21 protein-coding genes and 1 tRNA gene are annotated in these 18,887 nt (G+C 67.3%); 12 read left to right on the top strand and 10 right to left on the bottom strand.

All coding sequences use genetic code 11. The features are described 5' to 3' along the window. The first annotated feature begins 230 nt into the window (after positions 1-230). Genes ABUA37_RS13330 through ABUA37_RS13320 form a run of 3 tightly spaced genes read left to right on the top strand, consistent with a single transcriptional unit; the run spans position 231 to position 3,070 of the window. Entirely contained in the window at positions 231-899 is a 669-nt protein-coding gene (locus ABUA37_RS13330) for a sugar phosphate isomerase/epimerase family protein (RefSeq protein ID WP_407075393.1), read from the top strand. After that, positions 896-2,014: a Gfo/Idh/MocA family protein gene (locus ABUA37_RS13325; protein ID WP_349899706.1), complete on the top strand. Its 1,119-nt coding sequence runs from the start codon at positions 896-898 to the stop codon at positions 2,012-2,014. Before ABUA37_RS13330 ends, ABUA37_RS13325 begins: the two co-directional genes overlap by 4 nt. A gap of 39 nt (positions 2,015-2,053) precedes the next feature. Continuing rightward, the gene (locus ABUA37_RS13320; RefSeq protein WP_349899705.1) at positions 2,054-3,070 is read left to right on the top strand and encodes a sugar phosphate isomerase/epimerase family protein; all 1,017 of its coding nucleotides are present in this window, start codon (positions 2,054-2,056) and stop codon (positions 3,068-3,070) included. A gap of 25 nt (positions 3,071-3,095) precedes the next feature. Here the strand turns inward: ABUA37_RS13320 and ABUA37_RS13315 are convergent, their stop codons facing one another. Further along, complete coding sequence (locus ABUA37_RS13315) at positions 3,096-3,386, bottom strand: hypothetical protein (RefSeq protein ID WP_349899703.1); 291 nt, start codon at positions 3,384-3,386, stop codon at positions 3,096-3,098. After that, the gene (locus ABUA37_RS13310; RefSeq protein WP_349899701.1) at positions 3,383-4,930 is read right to left on the bottom strand and encodes a PspC domain-containing protein; all 1,548 of its coding nucleotides are present in this window, start codon (positions 4,928-4,930) and stop codon (positions 3,383-3,385) included. Before ABUA37_RS13310 ends, ABUA37_RS13315 begins: the two co-directional genes overlap by 4 nt. Positions 4,931-5,043: 113 nt before the next feature. Here ABUA37_RS13310 and ABUA37_RS13305 point away from each other — a divergent pair, with 113 nt between their 5' ends. Further along, complete coding sequence (locus ABUA37_RS13305) at positions 5,044-6,246, top strand: ATP-binding protein (protein WP_349899700.1); 1,203 nt, start codon at positions 5,044-5,046, stop codon at positions 6,244-6,246. Beyond that, positions 6,243-6,890 carry a response regulator transcription factor gene (locus tag ABUA37_RS13300; protein ID WP_349899699.1) on the top strand — a complete coding sequence of 216 codons (648 nt, stop codon included), beginning with the start codon at positions 6,243-6,245 and terminating at the stop codon, positions 6,888-6,890. The genes ABUA37_RS13305 and ABUA37_RS13300 overlap by 4 nt, the downstream gene beginning before the upstream one ends. Positions 6,891-7,024: 134 nt before the next feature. Here ABUA37_RS13300 and ABUA37_RS13295 read toward each other — a convergent pair whose 3' ends face one another. Continuing rightward, positions 7,025-7,936, bottom strand: coding sequence for a DUF559 domain-containing protein (locus ABUA37_RS13295; RefSeq protein ID WP_349899697.1), 912 nt, complete (start codon positions 7,934-7,936; stop codon positions 7,025-7,027). A gap of 327 nt (positions 7,937-8,263) precedes the next feature. Here ABUA37_RS13295 and ABUA37_RS13290 point away from each other — a divergent pair. The 6 genes from ABUA37_RS13290 to ABUA37_RS13265 all read left to right on the top strand — a co-directional run bounded on the left by ABUA37_RS13290 (position 8,264) and on the right by ABUA37_RS13265 (position 11,681). Beyond that, a tRNA-Trp gene (locus ABUA37_RS13290) sits at positions 8,264-8,336 on the top strand. An 85-nt stretch (positions 8,337-8,421) separates the two neighbouring features. Then, positions 8,422-8,688, top strand: coding sequence for a preprotein translocase subunit SecE (gene secE / locus ABUA37_RS13285; protein WP_349899695.1), 267 nt, complete (start codon positions 8,422-8,424; stop codon positions 8,686-8,688). 83 nt (positions 8,689-8,771) lie between these two features. Next, positions 8,772-9,842: a transcription termination/antitermination protein NusG gene (nusG, locus tag ABUA37_RS13280; protein ID WP_349899693.1), complete on the top strand. Its 1,071-nt coding sequence runs from the start codon at positions 8,772-8,774 to the stop codon at positions 9,840-9,842. A 101-nt stretch (positions 9,843-9,943) separates the two neighbouring features. Then, positions 9,944-10,375 (top strand): 50S ribosomal protein L11, encoded by a 432-nt coding sequence (rplK, locus tag ABUA37_RS13275; protein WP_349899692.1) that lies wholly within the window; start codon positions 9,944-9,946, stop codon positions 10,373-10,375. After that, positions 10,375-11,064, top strand: coding sequence for a 50S ribosomal protein L1 (gene rplA, locus ABUA37_RS13270; RefSeq protein ID WP_349899690.1), 690 nt, complete (start codon positions 10,375-10,377; stop codon positions 11,062-11,064). The genes rplK and rplA overlap by 1 nt, the downstream gene beginning before the upstream one ends. 80 nt (positions 11,065-11,144) lie before the next feature. Continuing rightward, positions 11,145-11,681: a GNAT family N-acetyltransferase gene (locus tag ABUA37_RS13265; RefSeq protein WP_349899689.1), complete on the top strand. Its 537-nt coding sequence runs from the start codon at positions 11,145-11,147 to the stop codon at positions 11,679-11,681. A 3-nt stretch (positions 11,682-11,684) separates the two neighbouring features. Here the strand turns inward: ABUA37_RS13265 and ABUA37_RS13260 are convergent, their stop codons facing one another. Together ABUA37_RS13260 and ABUA37_RS13255 are read right to left on the bottom strand one after the other, a co-directional pair. Then, positions 11,685-12,293, bottom strand: coding sequence for a Pr6Pr family membrane protein (locus ABUA37_RS13260; RefSeq protein WP_349899688.1), 609 nt, complete (start codon positions 12,291-12,293; stop codon positions 11,685-11,687). A 176-nt stretch (positions 12,294-12,469) separates the two neighbouring features. Continuing rightward, on the bottom strand, positions 12,470-13,423 hold the full coding sequence (locus ABUA37_RS13255) for an NADP-dependent oxidoreductase (protein WP_349899876.1): 954 nt from the start codon (positions 13,421-13,423) through the stop codon (positions 12,470-12,472). Between ABUA37_RS13255 and ABUA37_RS13250 the strand changes: the two genes are divergently transcribed. After that, positions 13,422-14,411, top strand: a complete 990-nt coding sequence (locus ABUA37_RS13250) for a DUF998 domain-containing protein (protein WP_349899687.1) — start codon at positions 13,422-13,424, stop codon at positions 14,409-14,411. The genes ABUA37_RS13255 and ABUA37_RS13250 overlap by 2 nt on opposite strands. Here the strand turns inward: ABUA37_RS13250 and ABUA37_RS13245 are convergent. Genes ABUA37_RS13245 through ABUA37_RS13225 form a run of 5 tightly spaced genes read right to left on the bottom strand, consistent with a single transcriptional unit; the run spans position 14,302 to position 18,860 of the window. Next, a complete protein-coding gene (locus tag ABUA37_RS13245; RefSeq protein WP_349899875.1) occupies positions 14,302-14,904 on the bottom strand; it encodes a YqaJ viral recombinase family protein in 603 nt (200 codons plus the stop codon). The genes ABUA37_RS13250 and ABUA37_RS13245 overlap by 110 nt on opposite strands. Before the next feature lie 54 nt (positions 14,905-14,958). Then, positions 14,959-15,534 carry a hypothetical protein gene (locus ABUA37_RS13240; protein ID WP_349899686.1) on the bottom strand — a complete coding sequence of 192 codons (576 nt, stop codon included), beginning with the start codon at positions 15,532-15,534 and terminating at the stop codon, positions 14,959-14,961. A 46-nt stretch (positions 15,535-15,580) separates the two neighbouring features. Further along, positions 15,581-16,798 (bottom strand): ABC transporter permease, encoded by a 1,218-nt coding sequence (locus tag ABUA37_RS13235; RefSeq protein ID WP_349899685.1) that lies wholly within the window; start codon positions 16,796-16,798, stop codon positions 15,581-15,583. Next, positions 16,795-17,544, bottom strand: coding sequence for an ABC transporter ATP-binding protein (locus ABUA37_RS13230; RefSeq protein ID WP_349899684.1), 750 nt, complete (start codon positions 17,542-17,544; stop codon positions 16,795-16,797). Before ABUA37_RS13230 ends, ABUA37_RS13235 begins: the two co-directional genes overlap by 4 nt. Beyond that, the gene (locus tag ABUA37_RS13225; RefSeq protein ID WP_349899683.1) at positions 17,541-18,860 is read right to left on the bottom strand and encodes an efflux RND transporter periplasmic adaptor subunit; all 1,320 of its coding nucleotides are present in this window, start codon (positions 18,858-18,860) and stop codon (positions 17,541-17,543) included. Before ABUA37_RS13225 ends, ABUA37_RS13230 begins: the two co-directional genes overlap by 4 nt. Positions 18,861-18,887: the final 27 nt, after the last annotated feature.

Below are 18,887 nucleotides of genomic sequence, written 5' to 3'. Positions count from 1 at the left end.
CAGTGGAACGTGAGCCGGCAGCGCACGAGCCCCGCGGCCACCTCGCACCCGTCGCGCACGTCGCAGCACCGCGGCACTCTCGTTAGGCTGGTGATGCGCCTGTTCCGGTCCATCGGCCGGTGCGCACCGTGCACACACCACACTCAATGAGGAGAATCGTGACCTCGTCCACGCTGTCAATCCAGCTCTATACCGTTCGTGAAGACCTGACCGCCGATCTGCCGGGAACAATGCGGCGCCTCGCCGAGATCGGCTTCACTCAGGTCGAGCCCTTCAACTTCACCGCTTTCGAGGGTCTGGGTGACGCGCTGCAGGCCAATGGCATGACGGCGCCGACGACGCACATGCACTTCATCGGGGAAGACGCCACCGAGATCTTTGCCGCCGCGGGTGAGCTCGGCATCCGCACCCTCATCGACCCTCACGTGCCTGCTGAGCGCTGGCAGACCCTCGACAGCATCACCGAGACCGCGGCGCAGCTGAATGAGGCGGCGGCGAGGGCGGGCGACTACGGATTGCAGCTCGGCTACCACAACCATGCACACGAGCTCGAGAGCGTGATCGACGGCACCACCGCCCTCGAACTCTTCGCCGCACAGCTCGACCCGCGGGTCGTGCTCGAGGTCGACACCTACTGGGCGGCGGTCGGCGGGGTCGATCCCGTCGCGCTGCTCGGTCGTCTCGGTGACCGGGTCGCAGCCCTCCACGTGAAGGATGGCCCCGCCACCAAGGAGACCAAGGACCAGGTGGCCGTAGGCTCCGGATCGCTGCCGATCCGCGCGATTATCGAGGCCGCGCCCTCCGCGCTGCGAGTGATCGAGCTCGACGACTCGCGCGGTGACCGCTTCACCGCTGTCGCAGACAGCTTCGCCTACCTGACCGCGCAGGGCCTCGCATGAGCGAGTCGAGCGCGGCCCGTACGGGCAGGGTGGGCGTTGGCGTCATCGGTGCCGGAGTCATCAGCACGCAATACCTCGAGAACCTCACCACCTTTCCCGACCTCGACGTGCGCTTCGTCGCGGACATCGACGAGGAGCGGGCTCGCAGCCAGGCAGAGAAGTTCGGTGTGCCCGGCGCCGGTTCGGTCGCAGAATTGCTGGCGGATGACGCGATCGAGATCGTCGTCAACCTCACGATCCCCAGGGTGCACGTCGAGGTCGCGCTGCAGGTGCTCGCCGCTGGCAAGCACGTCTGGAGCGAGAAGCCCTTCGCACTCGACCGCGAGAGCGGGCGCAACCTGCTGGAGACCGCGCAAGCGGCGGGCCTGCGGGTCGCGACGGCGCCGGACACCTTCCTCGGTTCGGGCATCCAGTCGGCCCGCCGCTTCATCGAGTCCGGCGGCATCGGCGCGCCGCTGACCGCCCTGACTCTCATGCAGGGCCCGGGACCCGAGTCCTGGCATCCCAATCCCGACTTCCTGTTCCAGGAGGGCGCCGGCCCGCTGTTCGACATCGGCCCGTACTACATCACGGCGCTCGTGCAACTGTTCGGGCCCGTTGCCCGGGTCACGGCGGTCTCATCGAAGTCGAAGCCGTTCCGCGTCGTGGGCTCCGGCCCGCGTGCGGGGGAGCAGTTCGACGTGACCGTTCCGACGCACGTGAGCGCCCTGTTCGAGTTCGAGAGCGGCCAGACAGCGCAGAGCATCTTCAGCTTCGATTCCAAGCTGCAGCGCATCGCCTTCGAGGTGGCCGGCGTCGAGGCGACCCTCGAGGTTCCCGATCCGAACATGTTCTCCGGCGACCTCATCGTGCACGACGGCGGTGAGGATGTGCGCACCGTGCCATCCACCGGCGTCACCACCTCGCGCGGCACCGGCGTCGCCGAGCTGGCCCAGGCCATCCGCGCCGGACGGCCCGAGCGCGCATCCGGGGAGAACGCGTTCCACGTGCTCGACGTGATGGTGTCGACGATCGAGTCCGCCGAGCGGCACGAGACGGTGGATGTGACCAGCACCGCGCGGGTCGCGCCCGCGCTGCCCGAAGAGTGGGACCCGCGCGTCGCCACCCTCGCCTAGAACTCCGAAACCACCACATCGAAACTGGAGGGTAAAAATATGACCGAGGCAACACATCCGGTGACGCTGTTCACGGGCCAGTGGGCGGACCTGCCCTTCGAGGAGGTCGCAAAGCTCGCCGGCGAGTGGGGCTACGACGGGCTGGAGATCGGCGCCGGCGGCGACCATCTCGACCTCGAGCGCGCCGACCAGGACGACGCGTACCTCAAGACCCGGCTCGAGATCCTCGAGCGCAACAATCTCAAGGTCTTCGCGATCTCGAACCACCTCACCGGGCAGGCCGTCTGCGACGACCCCATCGACTTCAGGCACAAGGCGATCGTGCGCCCGTCGACCTGGGGCGATGGCGACCCGGAGGGAGTGCGCCAGCGCGCGGCGGAAGACATGAAGCGGGCCGCGCGGGTCGCCCGCAAGCTAGGCGTGGATGTGGTGATCGGCTTCACGGGGTCGAAGATCTGGCCGTTCGTCGCCCAGTTCCCACCCGTGCCGCAGTCCGTGTTCGACGAGGGGTACGAGGACTTCGCCACCCGCTGGAACCCCATCCTCGACGTGCTCGACGCCGAGGGCGTGCGGTTTGCACACGAGGTGCACCCGAGCGAGATCGCCTACGACTACTGGACGAGCGTTCGCACCCTCGAGGCGATCGACCACCGTGAGGCGTTCGGCTTCAACTGGGATCCGAGCCACATGATGTGGCAGAACATCGACCCCGTGGGCTTCATCGTCGACTTCGCCGACCGCATCTATCACGTCGACTGCAAAGACACCCGGCTGCGCCCGAAGCAGGGTCGCGCGGGAGTGCTCGGTTCGCACCTGCCCTGGGGCGATCCTCGCCGCGGGTGGGACTTCGTCTCGACCGGGCACGGCGACGTGCCATGGGAAGACGCCTTCCGCGCGCTCGAGTCGATCGGCTACACCGGCCCGATCTCGGTCGAGTGGGAAGACGCGGGCATGGATCGTCTGCACGGTGCCCCAGAGGCGCTCGCCTTCGTGCGTTCACTGCTCTGGAAGCTGCCCGAGAACTCCTTCGACGCCGCCTTCAGCAACAACGGGTAGCGGGCGCCGGGCTCGCCAGCCCGCTTTACGCTGCGCGCTGGGCGCGACGGATGGCGGCTAGCAGGCCGAGCAGCAGCAGGATGCCGCCCGCGGCCATCACGACGATCAGCCAGATTCCGGCAGGCGTCAGTTCGCCGAGCCAGAGACCGAAGTCCTCGCGCGTCCCCTCCGTGCGCGTGACGGACAGCGTGACGGTCGCGATGGCGGTGACGACCAGCCCCCAGAGAATCGCGCCCCAGCGGACGCGCGGACGGGATGTGCTCGGCTCGAGCATGGTCTGTGCCGCTGGCTCGATCGCTTCTTCCTCTGTGCTCACTGGGTCACTCCTGTCGTGTCGTCGATCGATGGTGCCGAGGTTGGATCGGTCATGTCGGGCCTCTGCTCGACGCGCACCCGGCCCTCGCCCTGCCAGATGTGCAGTGTCGAGGTCGGGATGCCGGACCCGACCGTGAAGTCGTAGGTGTAGCGGCCGCTCGCCGTTCGCGTTGGCGCCGTGCGGACGTTCACGAAGTTCCAGCTGTCGGGATCGCTCGGCTCGGCCTTCTTGGCCTTCTCATAGCGGGAGCGCTCGAGGTTACGCGAACCGAGGTTGGCGATCACGTGTACCGACCGCCCCTCTGGCACCTGAACGTAGACATCGCCCGCGCCCTGCCAGAGATCGATGCTGCCGCCCTGCTCTGGTGAATGATCGTCGGCGTAGACGCTGAAACTGCCGGCGGGTTGGGAAAAACGGCCGGCCGATTCCAGTGACACCTGGTAGCTCGCGCCCACCAGCGTGCGATTCGGCGGAATGAACGACACAGCTACCGTGCTCGCCACGAGCACGAGCGAGACGAATCCGAGAAAGCCGCTGCGTCGCCGGAGCAGTCCCGCGATGATCGCACTGAGCGCGACCACGATCGTGGCTGCCGCGAGGCCGACCACGACGCCGTAGCCGTGCCATCCGTCGCCGGACTGGCTGAGCACCGCGGCGATACCGCCCACGAGCAACGCGGCACCAAGCGTGATCACCACGTGACTGCCGGTGATGCGCGGATTCGCCAGCCGCCGCTGCCGCCTGCGCTCGTCCGCACTGGCCGCGTTCGCCACGGCGCGGGCGTGGCTCTCGGCCGCACGCTGGTCACGCAGTTCCCGGGCGGATGCCGCCTGCTGCTGCTTCCACGCGGCATGCTCGCTCTTCCACCGCTCCTGCTGCTCTCGCCAGGCGGCCAGGTCCTCGGGCGGTGCGTCCGCCGCCGGATGCGCCGGTGGCACCGGGGCCCCGTCCGCCGCCACGGTCGTGGCAGCAGCGACCGAGGCGCTCGGCGGCTGCGGCACCGTCTCGGGCCGAGCATCCGTAGTGGCGGGTGTCGGGGTCGGCTCCGAGGACGACTGTCGCGCTCGTCGCGCAATCCAGATGACCGCGACGACCGCTGCGGCGAGGAGCAGCACCGTCCAGAGCGCGCGACCTAATGAACCCGCCCAGTATGGCTCGCTCCAGTAGCTCGCGCCGAGGGCCCAGAATCCCTGAGTGACCGGCAACAGCGACAGCACGACGAGCGCGCCGATCCCGATGTTCGCGGGGTCGAAGTCGCCCCTGATCAGTCGCTCCAGATGGATGCGGTCGTCGGCATCCGGAAGCAGCAGCCAGGCCGCGGCATACAGCAGGATGGCCGGTCCGCCGAGCACCGCGACGACCACCGCGATGCCGCGCACGATTATCGGGTCGATGCCGAGCCGGTCCGCGATGCCAGCGCAGACGCCGCCGACCCAGCCGCGCTGCCGCGGCAGGTTAAGGGCGCGCATCCAGTCGAAGAAGCGGTTGCCGTCGGGCGAAGGTCCTGGTGCCGGAGAGGGAGTCGGTGCTGTGCGAGTTGCCATGCTCCGATGCTGGCGGATGCCGCGACCGCCCGCTATGAGGGTCTACCCTGAGCGCACCCTGATTAGTCGCTCGGAACTCAGCACCGCGCATCCGGGTCTGCTTGGATTCAACAATGACCGCTCGCACCGCCAGCCTCACGCGCCCACGCCAGGTGGCCGTCGGCGGCGTGTGCGAGGGACTCGCGGCGCACCTCGGCTGGCGACTCGGCAGGGTGCGTGCGCTCGCGATCGTCCTCGCGTTCTGCGGCGGCGCGGGCGTGCTGTTGTATCTCTGGCTCTGGGCACTGACCCCGCTCGATGAGGCGCGAGCGGATGAGCCTGCCGCGATCCGCAGGCGCGTTCCGGCCGCCGCTATCCTGCTCGGCCTCGGCACGATCGCCGCGATCGTCGTGACGAACTCGTGGGACAGCGCGGAGCTCGCCCCGGCGAGCCTGGCGATGACCCTCTTCCTCGCCGCCGCGGTCGCATGGAGTCTGGGCTTCGATCGCCGGGATCCCGAGCGCTCGCGCGTCTACGGGGTGACCATTCGGTCCGTATCCGCGGGGTTGCTCATTCTGGTGGGCGCACTCATCCTGCTTCGCGGCTCCCAGCCGTCGTTCGCCGCGAGCGGCGGCCTGACCTTCTCGGCTGGCCGGGCAGGCGCGGTCGTGCTGGCGGTGCTCATGGTCGTGCTGGGCGTCGGCATCCTCGCCGCGCCCTACGTGGTGCAGCTGTGGGTGAAGCTCATCGGCGAACGCACCGCTCGCGTGCGGGAGGAGCAGCGCGCGGAGATTGCGGCGCACCTGCACGACTCGGTGCTGCAGACGCTCGCGCTGATTCAGAATCGCGCGGGCGCCTCGAGCGAGGTCGCCCGCATCGCCCGCGCGCAGGAGCGGGAGCTGCGTGACTGGCTGTTCGCCGGCACCGCAGCGGTCGGCGACGACCTGGCGACCGAACTGCGCGAGGTCGCCGCGGCGATCGAGCTGGACTACGCCGCGCGCATCGACGTCGTGACCGCGGGCGAGTCGTCGAGCGCCCCGAGTGCCGCGCTCATCGCGGCCGCCCGCGAGGCCATGCTCAACGCCGCCCGCCACGTGGGCGGCGAGGTCTCGGTCTACGTTGAGCTCTCTGCCTCCTCCGGGGTCGACGTGTACATTCGGGACCGAGGCCCCGGTGTCGATCTCGCGACGCTTCCGGATGACCGGCTCGGCATCCGAGAGTCGATCATCGGGCGGATGTCACGGGCCGGCGGCACAGCGACCGTCGGTCCCGGCATCGGCGGAATCGGCACCGAGGTACATCTTCACCTCGACAACCAGACGGGAGAACCCGCATGACGAGCGTGCTCATCGTCGACGACCACTCGATCTTTCGCTCGGGGCTGCGCGCCGACCTCGACGAGAGCGTCGAGGTGCTGGGCGAGGCGGCGGATGTCGACTCCGCCGTCGCGCGCATCGCGGAGTTGCGCCCCGAGGTCGTGCTGCTCGACGTGCACCTGCCTGGTGGCGCGGGCGGCGGCGGGGCCGAGGTGGTCCGCCGCAGCGCGGCGCTCCTGGATGCGACCCGCTTTCTCGCCCTCAGCGTCTCGGACTCCGCGGAGGACGTCGTCGGCGTCATCCGGGCGGGCGCTCGCGGCTACCTCACCAAGGGCAGTTCGGGGGAGGAGGTGAGCCGCGCCGTCGCATCCGTCGCCGCGGGCGATGCCGTCTTCTCGCCCAGGCTCGCGGGCTTCGTGCTGGATGCCTTCGGTGCGGCCGCGGGGGAGCAGGCCGAGTCGAGCGAAGAGCTTGATCGCCTTTCGGCCAGGGAGCGCGAGGTGATGCGCCTCATCGCCCGCGGCTACGCCTATAAAGAGGTGGCGAGCGAACTCTACATCTCGATCAAGACGGTGGAATCCCACGTCTCGGCGGTGCTGCGCAAGCTACAGCTCTCCTCCCGTCACGAGCTCACGGCGTGGGCGCTGGAGCACAAGCTCCTCTGATCGGGTCCCGTTCCCTGGGTCGCGTGGGCGCCACCCAAAATTCCCGCGAGTTGCCCACTTCCGCCCCTAAATGCGCGGATTTTGAGGCAAAAAGGGGCGTAAGTGGGCAACTCACGGATGTTCACGCGGTCACGCTATCCGCGCCAGCCACGACAGGCCAGAAACATGCGGATGCGAGCGACCAGTTCATCCGGATCTCTGAGATCGTTTGCATTCAGTTCAATCACGAGCCACCCCCGCGCCTCGAGGCGGGAGCGCCGGGTCATGTCCTTGCGCCACTGGTCGACCTTTTTGCGGTGGTAGTCGCCCTGGTACTCGATCAGCACCTTCTGGGCGTCGAACGCGAGGTCGGTCCGCATGACCGAACCATCCTCCGTCATGACGATCTCGTGATTGATGCGCGGATGCGGGAGGCCGGCCTGCACGAGTATCACGCGCAGTGCGGACTCCGGCGGCGACTCCGACCTGGCGTTGAGCAGAGGCAGCGCCACCCGAATCACTTTCATGCCGCGCCGCCCCACAAAGGCCTGGCTCACACGCGCCAACTCCGGGATCGTGGTGTGCGGCAGTCTCCAGTGCACCAGGAAGTCTCCAGCCGCCACGAGTTCATGCAGCGTGAGCAGGCTCGCCAGGTCGCACCAGGTGCGGGCGGGCGCCGTGTGCACGAGGCTCCGCGTCGACGACAGCTGGCCGGGCGACAGGTCGAGGCGGTGTCCGATGATGCCGCTCGCGTGCGGAGCCCGCGTGGGCGCTGCGACCCCGATGTGAACGCGAACCTCGCGCTCGAGGCGGTACGGCAGTGGTACTCCCTGAATTAGCGCGGCCGTGACGTGGCTGAAGAACGTGCCCTCGGGCATCCGGGCGGCGAACGATCTGCATCGCTCGAGGAACTCGACCTCGCTCGAGGTCGGAACGCGGCGCACTCCCCAGATGGAGCGGTCGAGGTCCGTACCGCGCAGTCGCTTCGGGCTGATTCCGTGAGCGATAGCGTCTCGGTTTCTGAACGGGTTCGAGGCGAGCGGATGCGGCAGCGCGGTTCGAGGCATGGCCACAGACTGGCGCGCGCGGCCTCCTCGCCGCGCAAACCATCCACAGCTCGGCCTCTTCCCTCCCGCGAGTTGCCCACTTCCGCCCCTAAACGCGCCGCTTTCACCGCAAAAAGGGGCGTAAGTGGGCAACTCGCGGAACAGAGCGGGAGGATGCGCGAGCGGACACGCGGCACATGCGCCGGTCACCTCCACTCAGCTTTACAGCCCGCATCCGCTGACCTAGACTGGGTCGAGGTAGTTGAAATCTGCCATACTTTTGCATGCCCATTTCTGGCAAAAATCCTTGAGATGCAGGTGTGCGAAGCTATGCGGTTTTAGCTCCGAAGGGCGGTGGCTCAATTGGTAGAGCAGCGGTCTCCAAAACCGCAGGTTGCAGGTTCAAGTCCTGTCCGCCCTGCAACTCGATCCGGGCAGAGTGCCCGTAAGAGTGAACGGTCAGATGATCCTCGGATCGTGTGGCCAGTGTCCGGAAGGTAGTGACAGTGGCGAAGAACGTTATCGACGAGCCCGGTGAGGACATCGTCGCCACCGCGAGAACTGATCGTGCACGCAGTCGCGGCCCGATCGGTCGCATCATGCTGTTCCTTCGCCAGGTCATCATCGAGCTCAAGAAGGTCGTCACCCCGACCCGCAAAGAGCTCTTCACCTACACCGGGGTCGTCCTGGTATTCGTGATCATCATGATGGCGCTCGTCTCCGGGCTGGACCTGTTGTTCGGGTTCGGCGTCGGCTTCGTGTTCGGCAAGTAGTTTCGGAACACCCCGTCACGCACGTGACGCAATTTTGACCGGGCCTCGCGGCCTGGAACGCACAGGAAATGGAAGAGAATTTAGTGTCTGACACAGAGCGCGACGACATCGACCTCGCGACTGCCGCGGAACAGTCCTCAGAGGAGGACGAGGCGCAGGAGGGCAACACCCTCGCCGCAGAAGAGCGTTCCGACGAGCCCGCAGAAGAGCGCGCTCTCCACGTGGTGAACGAGGGCGACGAAGACGACGACGTCGAGGCAGACCTGCTGGCCGCACTTGACGCCGCGCAGGCAGCGACCGACCCAGAGGCGGATGCCGTGGTCGAGGACGCGCTCGACATCGACTCCGCAGTCGAGGCCGACGCTTCGGTCGAGGCGACGGACGACGAAGAGGCCGCCTTCGAGACGGACGAGGCTGGCGAGGAGCCCGAGGTCGCCCCATACGAGGAGACCTTCGAGGCCGAGCTGAGCGAGGAACTGGCCGAGCAGAACGCGGCGGATGACGCTGCCGCCGGCGAGGCGGGCGACGACGAGGCCGAGGTCGACCCCTACGCCGAGTTCCGCGCCGAACTGAAGGCCGCGTTCGGCAAGTGGTACGTCATCCACTCGTACGCGGGCTTCGAGAAGCGCGTCAAGCAGAACATCGAGAACCGCAAGGTCAGCATGGCCATGGAGGACTACATCTTCCAGGTCGAGGTGCCGATGGAAGACGTCGTCGAGATCAAGAACGGCCAGCGCAAGCTCGTCAACCGCGTGCGCATCCCGGGCTACGTGCTCGTGCGCATGGATCTCAACGAAGACAGCTGGTCCGTCGTGCGCCACACCCCGGGTGTGACCGGCTTCGTCGGCAACTCGCACAACCCCACGCCGCTGCGTTTCGAAGAGGCCTTCAACATGCTGAAGAGCCTCGTGCAGATCGTCGAGGCTCCGGTGAAGACCGGCGGCAAGGGCGGCAAGGCCGTCAGCCGCGCGATCCCGCAGGAAGTCGACTTCGAGATCGGCGAGACGATCACGATCAAGGAGGGTTCGTTCGCGGGCCTTCCAGGCACGATCAGCGAGATCAAGCCCGAGAGCGGCAAGCTCACCGTGCTCGTCTCGCTGTTCGAGCGCGAGACTCCGGTCGAGCTCAGCTTCGAGCAGGTCACCAAGCTGTAACTCAGCGACCCCCACAAACCACCGCATCCAATTCGGATGTCGGGAGCGCACTTCGACAAGCTCAGCGAGCGAGGCGAAGGGCACGACAGTAAGGAAAAGAAATGGCACCGAAGAAGAAGGTCACGGGTCTGATTAAGCTTCAGATCCAGGCCGGCGCCGCCAACCCCGCACCCCCCATCGGGCCTGCGCTGGGTCAGCACGGCGTGAACATCATGGAGTTCTGCAAGGCGTACAACGCGGCGACGGAAGCCCAGCGTGGCAACGTCATCCCGGTGGAGATCACCGTCTACGAAGACCGCTCGTTCACCTTCATCCTGAAGACCCCGCCGGCTGCGGAGCTCATCAAGAAGGCCGCTGGCGTGGCCAAGGGTTCCGGCGTTCCGCACACCACCAAGGTGGGAAAGCTCTCCCAGGAGCAGCTTCGCTCGATCGCGGAGCAGAAGATGGTCGACCTCAACGCGAACGACATCGAGGCGGCAGCAAAGATCATCGCGGGCACCGCTCGCTCTATGGGAATCACGGTGGACGCATAATGGCCAAGAAGTCGAAGGCCTACAGGGCCGCCGCCGAGAAGATCGAAGACGGTAAGTACTACACCCCGGCCGAGGCCGTGGGGCTCGCGCGCGAGACCGGTTCCAAGAAGTTCGACTCGACCGTTGAGGTCGCGCTGAAGCTCGGTGTCGACCCGCGCAAGGCAGACCAGATGGTGCGCGGCACCGTCATCCTGCCTCACGGCACGGGCAAGACCGCCCGCGTCATCGTGTTCGCCACCGGACCTGCGGCGGATGCGGCCATCGCGGCCGGCGCCGACGAGGTCGGCGGCGACGAGCTGATCGAGAAGGTCGCGGCGGGCTACACCGCGTTCGACTCGGCCGTCTCCACCCCCGAGCTCATGGGCAAGGTCGGTCGTCTCGGTAAGGTGCTCGGCCCGCGCGGCCTCATGCCGAACCCCAAGACCGGCACCGTGACCACGGACACCGCGAAGGCCGTCTCCGAGATCAAGGGCGGAAAGATCGAGTTCCGCGTCGACAAGCACTCCAACGTCCACTTCATCGTGGGCAAGGCGGGCTTCGAGTCGACGCAGCTCGAGGAGAACATCAAGGCTGCGCTCGACGAGATCCAGCGCGCCAAGCCGAGCTCCTCGAAGGGGCGCTACGTTCTGAAGGGTTCCGTCGCGACCACCTTTGGTCCTGGCATCCCGCTCGACGTGAACGCGCTCTAAACAGCATCGCAATCATCGGGAGGGGCTCGCTTCGGCGGGCCCCTTCTGCGTTCCACCATTGAGCCTTCGATCGGAGCCACATGACCACCTCGGTACGAACGGCGACGCCGGATGATGCTGCCCTGCTGCACGAAGTAGCCGCCGCCACGTTCGCCCTGGCCTGCCCGCCGCACACCACGCAGGAGGCGATAGCCGACTTCATCGCGACGACCCTCTCCGAAACCAGCTTCGCCGGTTACCTGGACGACCCGACTCGCGTGCTGCTCATCGCCGAGATCGACGGCGCGGCCGCCGGCTACACGATGCTCGTCTTCGCCGAGCCGCAGGATCCGGATGTCGCTGCCGCGCTCACAACGCGCCCCACCGCCGAACTCAGCAAGGTCTACGTTGCCGAAGGTCACCACGGCGCGGGCGTGGGTCCGGCGCTCATGGACGCCTCCCTCGCTGCGGCCCGAGCGCGATCGGTCGCCGCGGTCTGGCTCGGCGTGAACCAGTTGAATGCCAAGGCCAACCGCTTCTACGAGAAGAACGGCTTCGCGATCGTCGGCACCAAGGGCTTCATGGTCGGTGGCCGCCGCGAGGACGATTTCGTGCGGGAGCTCGTGTTCGACGCCTGAGCGCTATGCCTTGATGACCCTGACGCGGCTGTACCAGAGCACCAGCCATCCGACCGCAGCGATGGCGATGGCGATGGCCACACAGTAGACCGCCACGCTCCCGTAGCCGTTCGCCGGGTCCAGGAAAGGGTACGGAACCCATCCGTCGGTCGCTCCACGAACGATGACAACAACGAGCCAGACGACCGGGTACACCAGGATCACCCAGAGGCGCTTGACCGCCAGTCGTCGTCGATCGCCGAAAAGTAACCAGTCGACAGCGACATAGAGTGGCGCGATCACGTGGAGCACGGTGTTCGCCCACGCCAGATCAATTCCGCCCGCAAGGCCCGCGAGCAGGGTGTTGTAGACGATGCCGACGACGACGATGTACGTCGTGGCCGCTGCAAAGGCCAGGTTCAGCCCGGGGGATCTGCGCCGACCGGCAAGCCCGACCAGTCCGATGATGAGCAGCATGACGGCCGCGAAGATGTTGCTCTGTACCGTGAAGAAACCGAAGAAGTTGAACGGATTGATCGTCGCCCTGGCCGCGGTGTCAAGGAACGTTGCGACGATCGCGACGACGGAGACGACAGCGACCGTGATTCGCAGCACGCCGAAGAGATAGCGCATGTCCGAATGCTAGCGGCGCGCCCACCCTGCGGTGGGGAGGCGGAGACGCGGCAGAGCTGTGGTGCACGAACTGGTTGCCGTGGCGCGTGCTTCCTCGCCAACGCTGCGCCGTTTCGTCACCATGCGGGAGTGGTGGCCGCCGCATCGTTGACGAATAACCGCATCGTCGCACCGGGTCAGTCCGCGACTCGCAGCACGATCTTGCCGCGCGTGTGACCCTCCTCGAGCGCGCGATGCGCATCCGCCGCCCGCTCGAGGTCGAAGATCTGGTCGACGTGCACACGCAGCGCACCGGATTCGAGCAGCGTGCCGAGCTCCGCAAGGGCGACCCCGTCTGGTGCGAGCTTGAAGTGCGTGGCCCGCATGCCTGCGGCAGTGGCATCCGCCATGAAGGTGGGCCAACTGCCGGTCGGCACGTTGATGATGAGGCCGCCTGGGCGCAGCACGGAGAGCGAGCGCGTGCCCGTGTCGTCGTGCACGTTGCCGATCAGATCGATGACCGTGTCGACGTCGCGCACCTCGTCCTCGAAGCGAGTGCTCGTGTAGTCGATCACCCGCGAGGCACCGAGTCCGAGCAGCCAGTCGGCGTTGCGGGCGGATGCCGTGGCGACCACCTCGGCACCGGCGAGAGCGGCGAGTTGCACGGCGAAGTGTCCCACCCCGCCCGAGCCGGCGTGGATGAGGATGCGCTGCCCCGCTGCGGCCTGCGCGACGTCGACCACGATGCCGCGAGCGGTGAGCGCGGCGAGCGGAACCGCCCCGGCCTCGATGTGGCTGAGGGCCGCCGGCTTCGGCGCGATGTTCATGGTGGACGCGACGAGCAGCTCCGCGTAGCTGCCCTGATAGCGAGGCACCGGCACCATGCCGAAGACCTCGTCGCCCGGTTGCAGCGGGTACGCCTCGTACGGCGCCTCGACGATGACGCCGCTGAAGTCGTGCCCGAGAATCGCGGGCCACTGCTTTATCTCCGACGCCGCGCCCTTGCCCGCCCGCGTCTTCGCGTCGATCGGATTGATTCCCGCCGCGTGCACCTTCACAAGAACCTCGGAGGTGACCTTCGTGGGCACCGGAACCGTTGCCAGCCGCAGCACCTCGGGTGATCCGGTTTCGTCGATGACCATTGCGCGCATGTCTGTCATGCCTTCCACGCTATTCCTCTTTCCCGTCGTCCTCGCCTTCCCTTTCGTCGAGCGTGCCCGCAGAAAGAACAGCGGATGCGGCGGCCGCGTAGTGCAGAATGATGCAATGCCCGCAGCGTCGCGTCGTGCCCCGTTCGATGTTGCGCGCGCGAGGCCGGCCCGCCTCGGTGGGCCCCGCATCGAGTTGCTCTGCGCGATCGCGGGGAGTCTCGCCGTGGCACTCTCTCTCACGATCATCTGGATCGCCCGCGCCTCGGTGCGCCGCGACCTCTACGTGAGCGAACTCGGAGCCGCCGGCGAGCCGACCGCGAGGTGGTTCCAGACGGCACTGCTGCTCGTGGTCTTCGGGGGCAGCCTGATCGCGTTCGCGGCCCGCCGCATCCGTTCGGCCGCGCCGCTGTTGCGAGCGTGGACGCCCGCCGTCTCGCTCTGGGTGGGCTGCGGATTCTTCCTGATCGCCTCGCAGGTCACCTGCACTGCCCACTGCCCGCTGCCCGTCGGGCCGACCTTCACCTGGCAGGACTTCACCCACACAACGGTCGCCGTGCTCGCCTTCTCGGCAGCCTGTTGGGCGATGCTGCAGGTCTCGTTCCTCAGCGGCAACCGGATGCTGGCGCGCGCCTCGCTTGCATCCGGGCTGGCCGTCGCCGTCGTTGCCGGCACCGGCGGCATCCTCTCGCTCGCCAGGTTTCAGGCGGGGTTCGGCAGTCGGCTCGAACTCGTCGCCACCACGATCGCCATCGGCTGGCTCATCGTGCTGGGGGCGGTCGTCGCTCGCTCATCCGTTGCGCCAGGTGCCAGTTACGGTCGGAATGCCGCGCTCGGAGCGGCCGAAAGTGGTACCTCGCGGAACGAAGTGGAGAAGCGGCTCAGCGGCGAGCTCGAGCGAGCAGCTCGAGCACCTGGGTCGCAAGTCCGACCAGCAGGTAGATCTCGTTCTCGTCGCGCTCGATCCAGCGGCATTCCGGCTCCGGATTGACCGGTACGAAGTTGTCGTGCTGCTCCCACACGAGCAGCGTGCGCTCGGCGCCGAGCACGTACTGCTGCCACCACACCTGACGCAGATATGAGCGCGGGATGCTGCGCCAGGCCGACTTCGTCGTCTTGATTTCCGCGAGCTCCAGGCTTCCACTCGCGGCCATGGTCACGCCGTCGGGAGTCGCGAGATGCTCCCGATTGCCCTCCGCGTGGAACAGCGCCGAGCTCGGCTCGATGCCGAAGCGGTCGAGTACCCACTTGGCGATCTCTGGTTCGCGCGCGCGACCGTGGTCGGTGTACGCGTTGCCGCCGAAGCCCGAACCGTGCAGCTTCTCGACTGCAACAGTGCGCACCGAGCGTCCGCTCGAGAGCTTCGCCACATCCGTCGCTGTGATGCCGCGGCTGCGGGCGCGCAGCCAGGCGACCCGGTCGGAGGAGTGCGCGAGGATGCGGGAGCGGTGATCCGGAGCGGGCTCATCCCAGAGGGAGAGCATCGGCTGCAGGGTCACTCTCCTATTCTGCGTGCTCCAGCGCCGGATCCCCGTCGATCAGTTGCCCGAGTCGGATGTGGACGTCCCGTCATCCGGGCGCGCCGCGAAGCCGCCGCGAAGCCCAGCCCCCTCGGAGATCGTGGTGGCCTTCACTGCTTCGTCGCCATCCGCTTCGCCGATCACCGTGATCGTCTGGCCTTTCTTCAGGGCGCCGACAGTGGTCTTGGCCGTCTTCGTCACCGTCGTGTCCGAGCCTGTGGTCACCTTCTTCGTGCTGCCGTCCTGGGCCTTGATAGTGATCGTGTCGCCGTCGATCGAAACGATGGTGCCCGAGGTGAAGCCGCTATTCCGCGCTCCGGACTGTCTGGCGCCCGGTCCAGCCTGGCCATTGGTGAACTGCCCACTCGTGAACTGGCCGCGTGCGCCGGCATTACCCGCACCGGCCTTGCCGATGAAGACGCCGCCCACGACGCCGACGGCGAGTGCCGCGACCAGGGCGAGCGTGGGGGTGACCCAGCGCAGGGAACGCTTCTGCTCTGCGGCACGCGCGGGAGCAGGCACGTTTATGGCCGGGTCGCTCGCGAGCACGGGGGCTGGTACCGGGGTGGGTTCTGGCGTCTTTGGGTCTGTCATGAGTCCTTCTTCTTTCGTGGGTGATCGATGTGGATGGTGGGGTAGATCACACGGATCGCAGCGCCTGGATGGGCCGCATCCGAGCCGCGCGCGCAGCCGGGTAGACGCCAAAGAAGACGCCGATGGCGACGGACACGCCGAGCGCGAGCGGAATCGAGAACGCGAGAATCACGGGTTGCGTGCCATTGATCGAGAATTGCGAGCCGATGACGGCAACGATCACCCCGAGGATGCCACCGAGCAGCGTGAGACTCGCGGCCTCCGCGAGGAACTGCCCGAGGATGGCTCCGCGCGTCGCGCCGAGCGCCTTGCGGATGCCGATCTCGCGGGTGCGCTCGGTCACCGTCACGAGCATCACGTTCGTGACTCCGATGCCGCCTACGAGCAGGCTGATCGCGGCGACAGCGCCAAGGAGCATGGTGAAACTTGCCGCACTCGTGGCGGCCGTGGCCAGCAGTGAGCTCTGGTTGACCACCGTGAATGGTTCGTTCGTCGTGTCCGTCACGCCGAGGAGTTGGTTGAGCATAATCGTTAGCTCTCCCTCGGCGGCCGTGACCGCATCCGAGTCGATCGCCTCGACGGTGAGCGAACTCACCGCGCCGTAGCCCGTGAAGGAGTCCTGCACCCGGCTGATGGGCGCGATCACGACGGAGTTTGGGTCGTTGAAGCCCACGCTCGACTGCTGCGCGAGGACGCCGATGATGCTGAACGACGTGCCGTCCACCGAGATCGATTGCCCGAGTGCCGACGCTCCGGGGAACAGCTCGCTCGCGAGCGTCTGACCGATCACGGCGACCTTCGCCGAGGTCGTGACATCGGCATCCGTGAAGGCGGCGCCCGAGGCGACCGAATTCGTTCCGACCGAGAAGTAGTCGGGCGTCGTACCGAGCACTGTGATCGAGCTCTCGGAGGTCGTTGTGCCTGCGACCGTGAGGCTGGTCGTCACCTCTGGGATGACGGAGCGCACGTGACCGAGTTTCGCTGCGGCGAGTTGTTCGGCGACCGAGCGAGTGATCGATGTGCCCGATGCCGCTGCGGAGGCGCCGCCGCCACCGAAACCCCCTCCGGATGACCGCACCGTCAGCGTGGTCGTGCCCAGATTCGAGATGGCGTTGTTCACCTGCTGCGCGGAGCCGTTGCCGACGGCGAGTAACAGGATCACGGATGCGACGCCGATCATGACGCCGAGCAGCGTGAGGATCGAGCGCAGCTTGTTTGAGGCGATGCCGCGCAGCGCGGAGAGGAGCATTTCGGCGAGGCTCATCGTGCCCTCTCACCCCTCCCCAGCCAGTGCTGGACCGATGCTGAGATGCGGTCGCCGATGATGAGCCCATCGCTGATGGTGAGCACGCGGTGCGCCTGCTCGGCTACATGCTGCTCGTGGGTGATGACCACGATCGTGCGGCCGTCCCTGGCGAGCAGGTCGAACATCCGCAGGATTTCATCGGTCGCGGCGCTGTCGAGGTTTCCCGTCGGTTCGTCCGCGAGCACGAGCGTGGGGGCCGTCACGAGGGCCCTGGCGATCGCGACGCGCTGCTGCTGGCCGCCCGAGAGCTGCTGGGGCTGATGGTCGGCCCGGTCGGCGAGTCCAACGGTGTCGAGTGCCTCGAGCGCGCGTCGCCGGCGCTCGGCTCGCCCGACTCTGCCATAGACGAGTGGCAGCTCGACGTTGGCGAGCGCCGACATCCGCGGCACAAGGTTGAACGACTGGAAGATGAACCCGAGCTGCCGATTGCGGATGCGCGCGAGTGCGTTCTCGTCGAGCGTGCTGACGTCATCACCCGCGAGCGTGTAGCTGCCGTGCGAGGCGATGTCGAGGCATCCGAGGAGGTTCATCAGGGTGGATTTTCCAGAGCCGGAGGGTCCCATGATGGCGACGTAGTCTCCCTGAGCGATCTCGAGGTCGATGCCGCGCAGCGCATGAACAACGGCGTCGCCGCTGCCGTAGACCTCGTGGATGTCACGCAGCTGCAGCACGATGTCGCGCTGCGGTGCGAGCGTCACGGTCATCGGTTGCCGCCGCCGGTGCCGCCGAAGCCCGCGTTGCCGCCGGTGAAGCCGCCCGTGCCGCCCAGGCCGCTCCGTGTTCCCGTGCCCGTGCCCGTGCCCGTGCGCGTCGTGCTGCCCGTGTCGCTCGTGCTCGCCGCGACCGTGCCGAGCACCACCGTCTGGCCAAGCTTCAGGCCGGACGTGATTTCGGTGCCCGTGCTGCCCACGACTCCGAGCTTCACGGTGACGGTGGTCGTCTTGGTCTTATCGGTCGCGTCGACGACCTTGACCGTCGAGACGCCGCTCGCGGTCGTGATCGCGGCCGTCGGAACGTAAAGCGCGTCGGCAGCCGACGTCTTCGTCGTGATGGCGACGGTTGCGGTCTGGCCGAGTCGCAGGCCCTTGGGGATGCTGTCGAGGGTGACGGTGGTCGCATAGGTCACGACCGAGTTGCTACTCGTGGCGGTCGGAGCGATGGTCGTGACCTTCGCCTCGGCGGTGACATCCGTCAGCGCGGGGAAGGTGATCTTCGCCGACTGGCCGACGGCGACAGAAGCGATATCGGCCTCGGGGATCGCCGCTGTCACGGTCATGCCCGAGACATCCGCGATCGTGGCGAAGCCAGACGTTGAACCGGTGCCGCTCGTCGAGCCCGTCGAAGCTCCGGAGCTCGAAGAACTGGAGCCCGTGGAAGAGGCGGACGACGACGATGTGGAATTCCCCGACGCGCTGCCACCCACTTCGCCGTTCACCGCTACGACGAGCCCGGCGATGGGCGCCGTGAGGGTCGCGCTCGCGAGATTCGCTTTCGCCTGGGCGAGAGCGTCTGAGGCAGTGTTCACCTGTGATTGCGCGCTGCGCACCTGTGCCTTCGCGTTGCTCGTCGAGGCTGCGGTGGTCTGGCTGCCTCCGGTCTGGCCAGCGGAGTTCTCGGTGTTCGCGGTCGTGGCGGCCGCAAGATCGGACTTCGCGTCGGAGAGGCTCGCTATGGCGTTGTTCAACTGGGTCTGGTCCTCGTTCACGGTGCGCTGGAGGGCTGTCGAGTCGAGAGTACCGAGAACGTCACCGGCCGCGACGGTCTGGCCGACGGCGACCGCGACGGTGGCGATCGTGCCCGATACGCCGAAGGATGCGCTGACCTCGTGTGCCGCGGAGACTGCCCCGCTCGCCGTGATCGTGTTGCTCACCGTTCCCTGCTGCACGGTGCTGGTGAGCTGGGTCGCGGAACCTGCGCCGGAGGCGGTCGGAGGGTTGATGACGAAATACGCTCCGACCAGCGCGCCGACAACGACGACGCCCAGTGCGCTGTTCACGATCATTCGCTTGCTTGGCTTCATGGCCACACGTTCGCGAAGCAAGCTATG

This window comes from Parafrigoribacterium soli, assembly GCF_040227235.1.
In the GTDB taxonomy this organism is placed as follows: domain Bacteria; phylum Actinomycetota; class Actinomycetes; order Actinomycetales; family Microbacteriaceae; genus Parafrigoribacterium_A; species Parafrigoribacterium_A soli.
Note: the sequence above shows the minus strand (reverse complement) of the source record. Positions and strands in the feature narration are given on the sequence as shown.

Coding starts and splice junctions, on each gene's coding strand:
- ABUA37_RS13300 (WP_349899699.1), top strand. CDS start 6,243: ATGACGAGCGTGCTCATCGTCGACGACCACTCGATCTTTCGCTCGGGG.
- ABUA37_RS13225 (WP_349899683.1), bottom strand. CDS start 18,860: ATGAAGCCAAGCAAGCGAATGATCGTGAACAGCGCACTGGGCGTCGTC.
- rplA (WP_349899690.1), top strand. CDS start 10,375: ATGGCCAAGAAGTCGAAGGCCTACAGGGCCGCCGCCGAGAAGATCGAA.
- rplK (WP_349899692.1), top strand. CDS start 9,944: ATGGCACCGAAGAAGAAGGTCACGGGTCTGATTAAGCTTCAGATCCAG.
- ABUA37_RS13265 (WP_349899689.1), top strand. CDS start 11,145: ATGACCACCTCGGTACGAACGGCGACGCCGGATGATGCTGCCCTGCTG.
- ABUA37_RS13330 (WP_407075393.1), top strand. CDS start 231: ATGCGGCGCCTCGCCGAGATCGGCTTCACTCAGGTCGAGCCCTTCAAC.
- ABUA37_RS13235 (WP_349899685.1), bottom strand. CDS start 16,798: ATGAGCCTCGCCGAAATGCTCCTCTCCGCGCTGCGCGGCATCGCCTCA.
- ABUA37_RS13320 (WP_349899705.1), top strand. CDS start 2,054: ATGACCGAGGCAACACATCCGGTGACGCTGTTCACGGGCCAGTGGGCG.
- ABUA37_RS13260 (WP_349899688.1), bottom strand. CDS start 12,293: ATGCGCTATCTCTTCGGCGTGCTGCGAATCACGGTCGCTGTCGTCTCC.
- ABUA37_RS13310 (WP_349899701.1), bottom strand. CDS start 4,930: ATGGCAACTCGCACAGCACCGACTCCCTCTCCGGCACCAGGACCTTCG.
- ABUA37_RS13255 (WP_349899876.1), bottom strand. CDS start 13,423: ATGCGCGCAATGGTCATCGACGAAACCGGATCACCCGAGGTGCTGCGG.
- ABUA37_RS13230 (WP_349899684.1), bottom strand. CDS start 17,544: ATGACCGTGACGCTCGCACCGCAGCGCGACATCGTGCTGCAGCTGCGT.
- ABUA37_RS13250 (WP_349899687.1), top strand. CDS start 13,422: ATGTCTGTCATGCCTTCCACGCTATTCCTCTTTCCCGTCGTCCTCGCC.
- ABUA37_RS13295 (WP_349899697.1), bottom strand. CDS start 7,936: ATGCCTCGAACCGCGCTGCCGCATCCGCTCGCCTCGAACCCGTTCAGA.
- ABUA37_RS13240 (WP_349899686.1), bottom strand. CDS start 15,534: ATGACAGACCCAAAGACGCCAGAACCCACCCCGGTACCAGCCCCCGTG.
- ABUA37_RS13305 (WP_349899700.1), top strand. CDS start 5,044: ATGACCGCTCGCACCGCCAGCCTCACGCGCCCACGCCAGGTGGCCGTC.
- ABUA37_RS13325 (WP_349899706.1), top strand. CDS start 896: ATGAGCGAGTCGAGCGCGGCCCGTACGGGCAGGGTGGGCGTTGGCGTC.
- ABUA37_RS13245 (WP_349899875.1), bottom strand. CDS start 14,904: ATGCTCTCCCTCTGGGATGAGCCCGCTCCGGATCACCGCTCCCGCATC.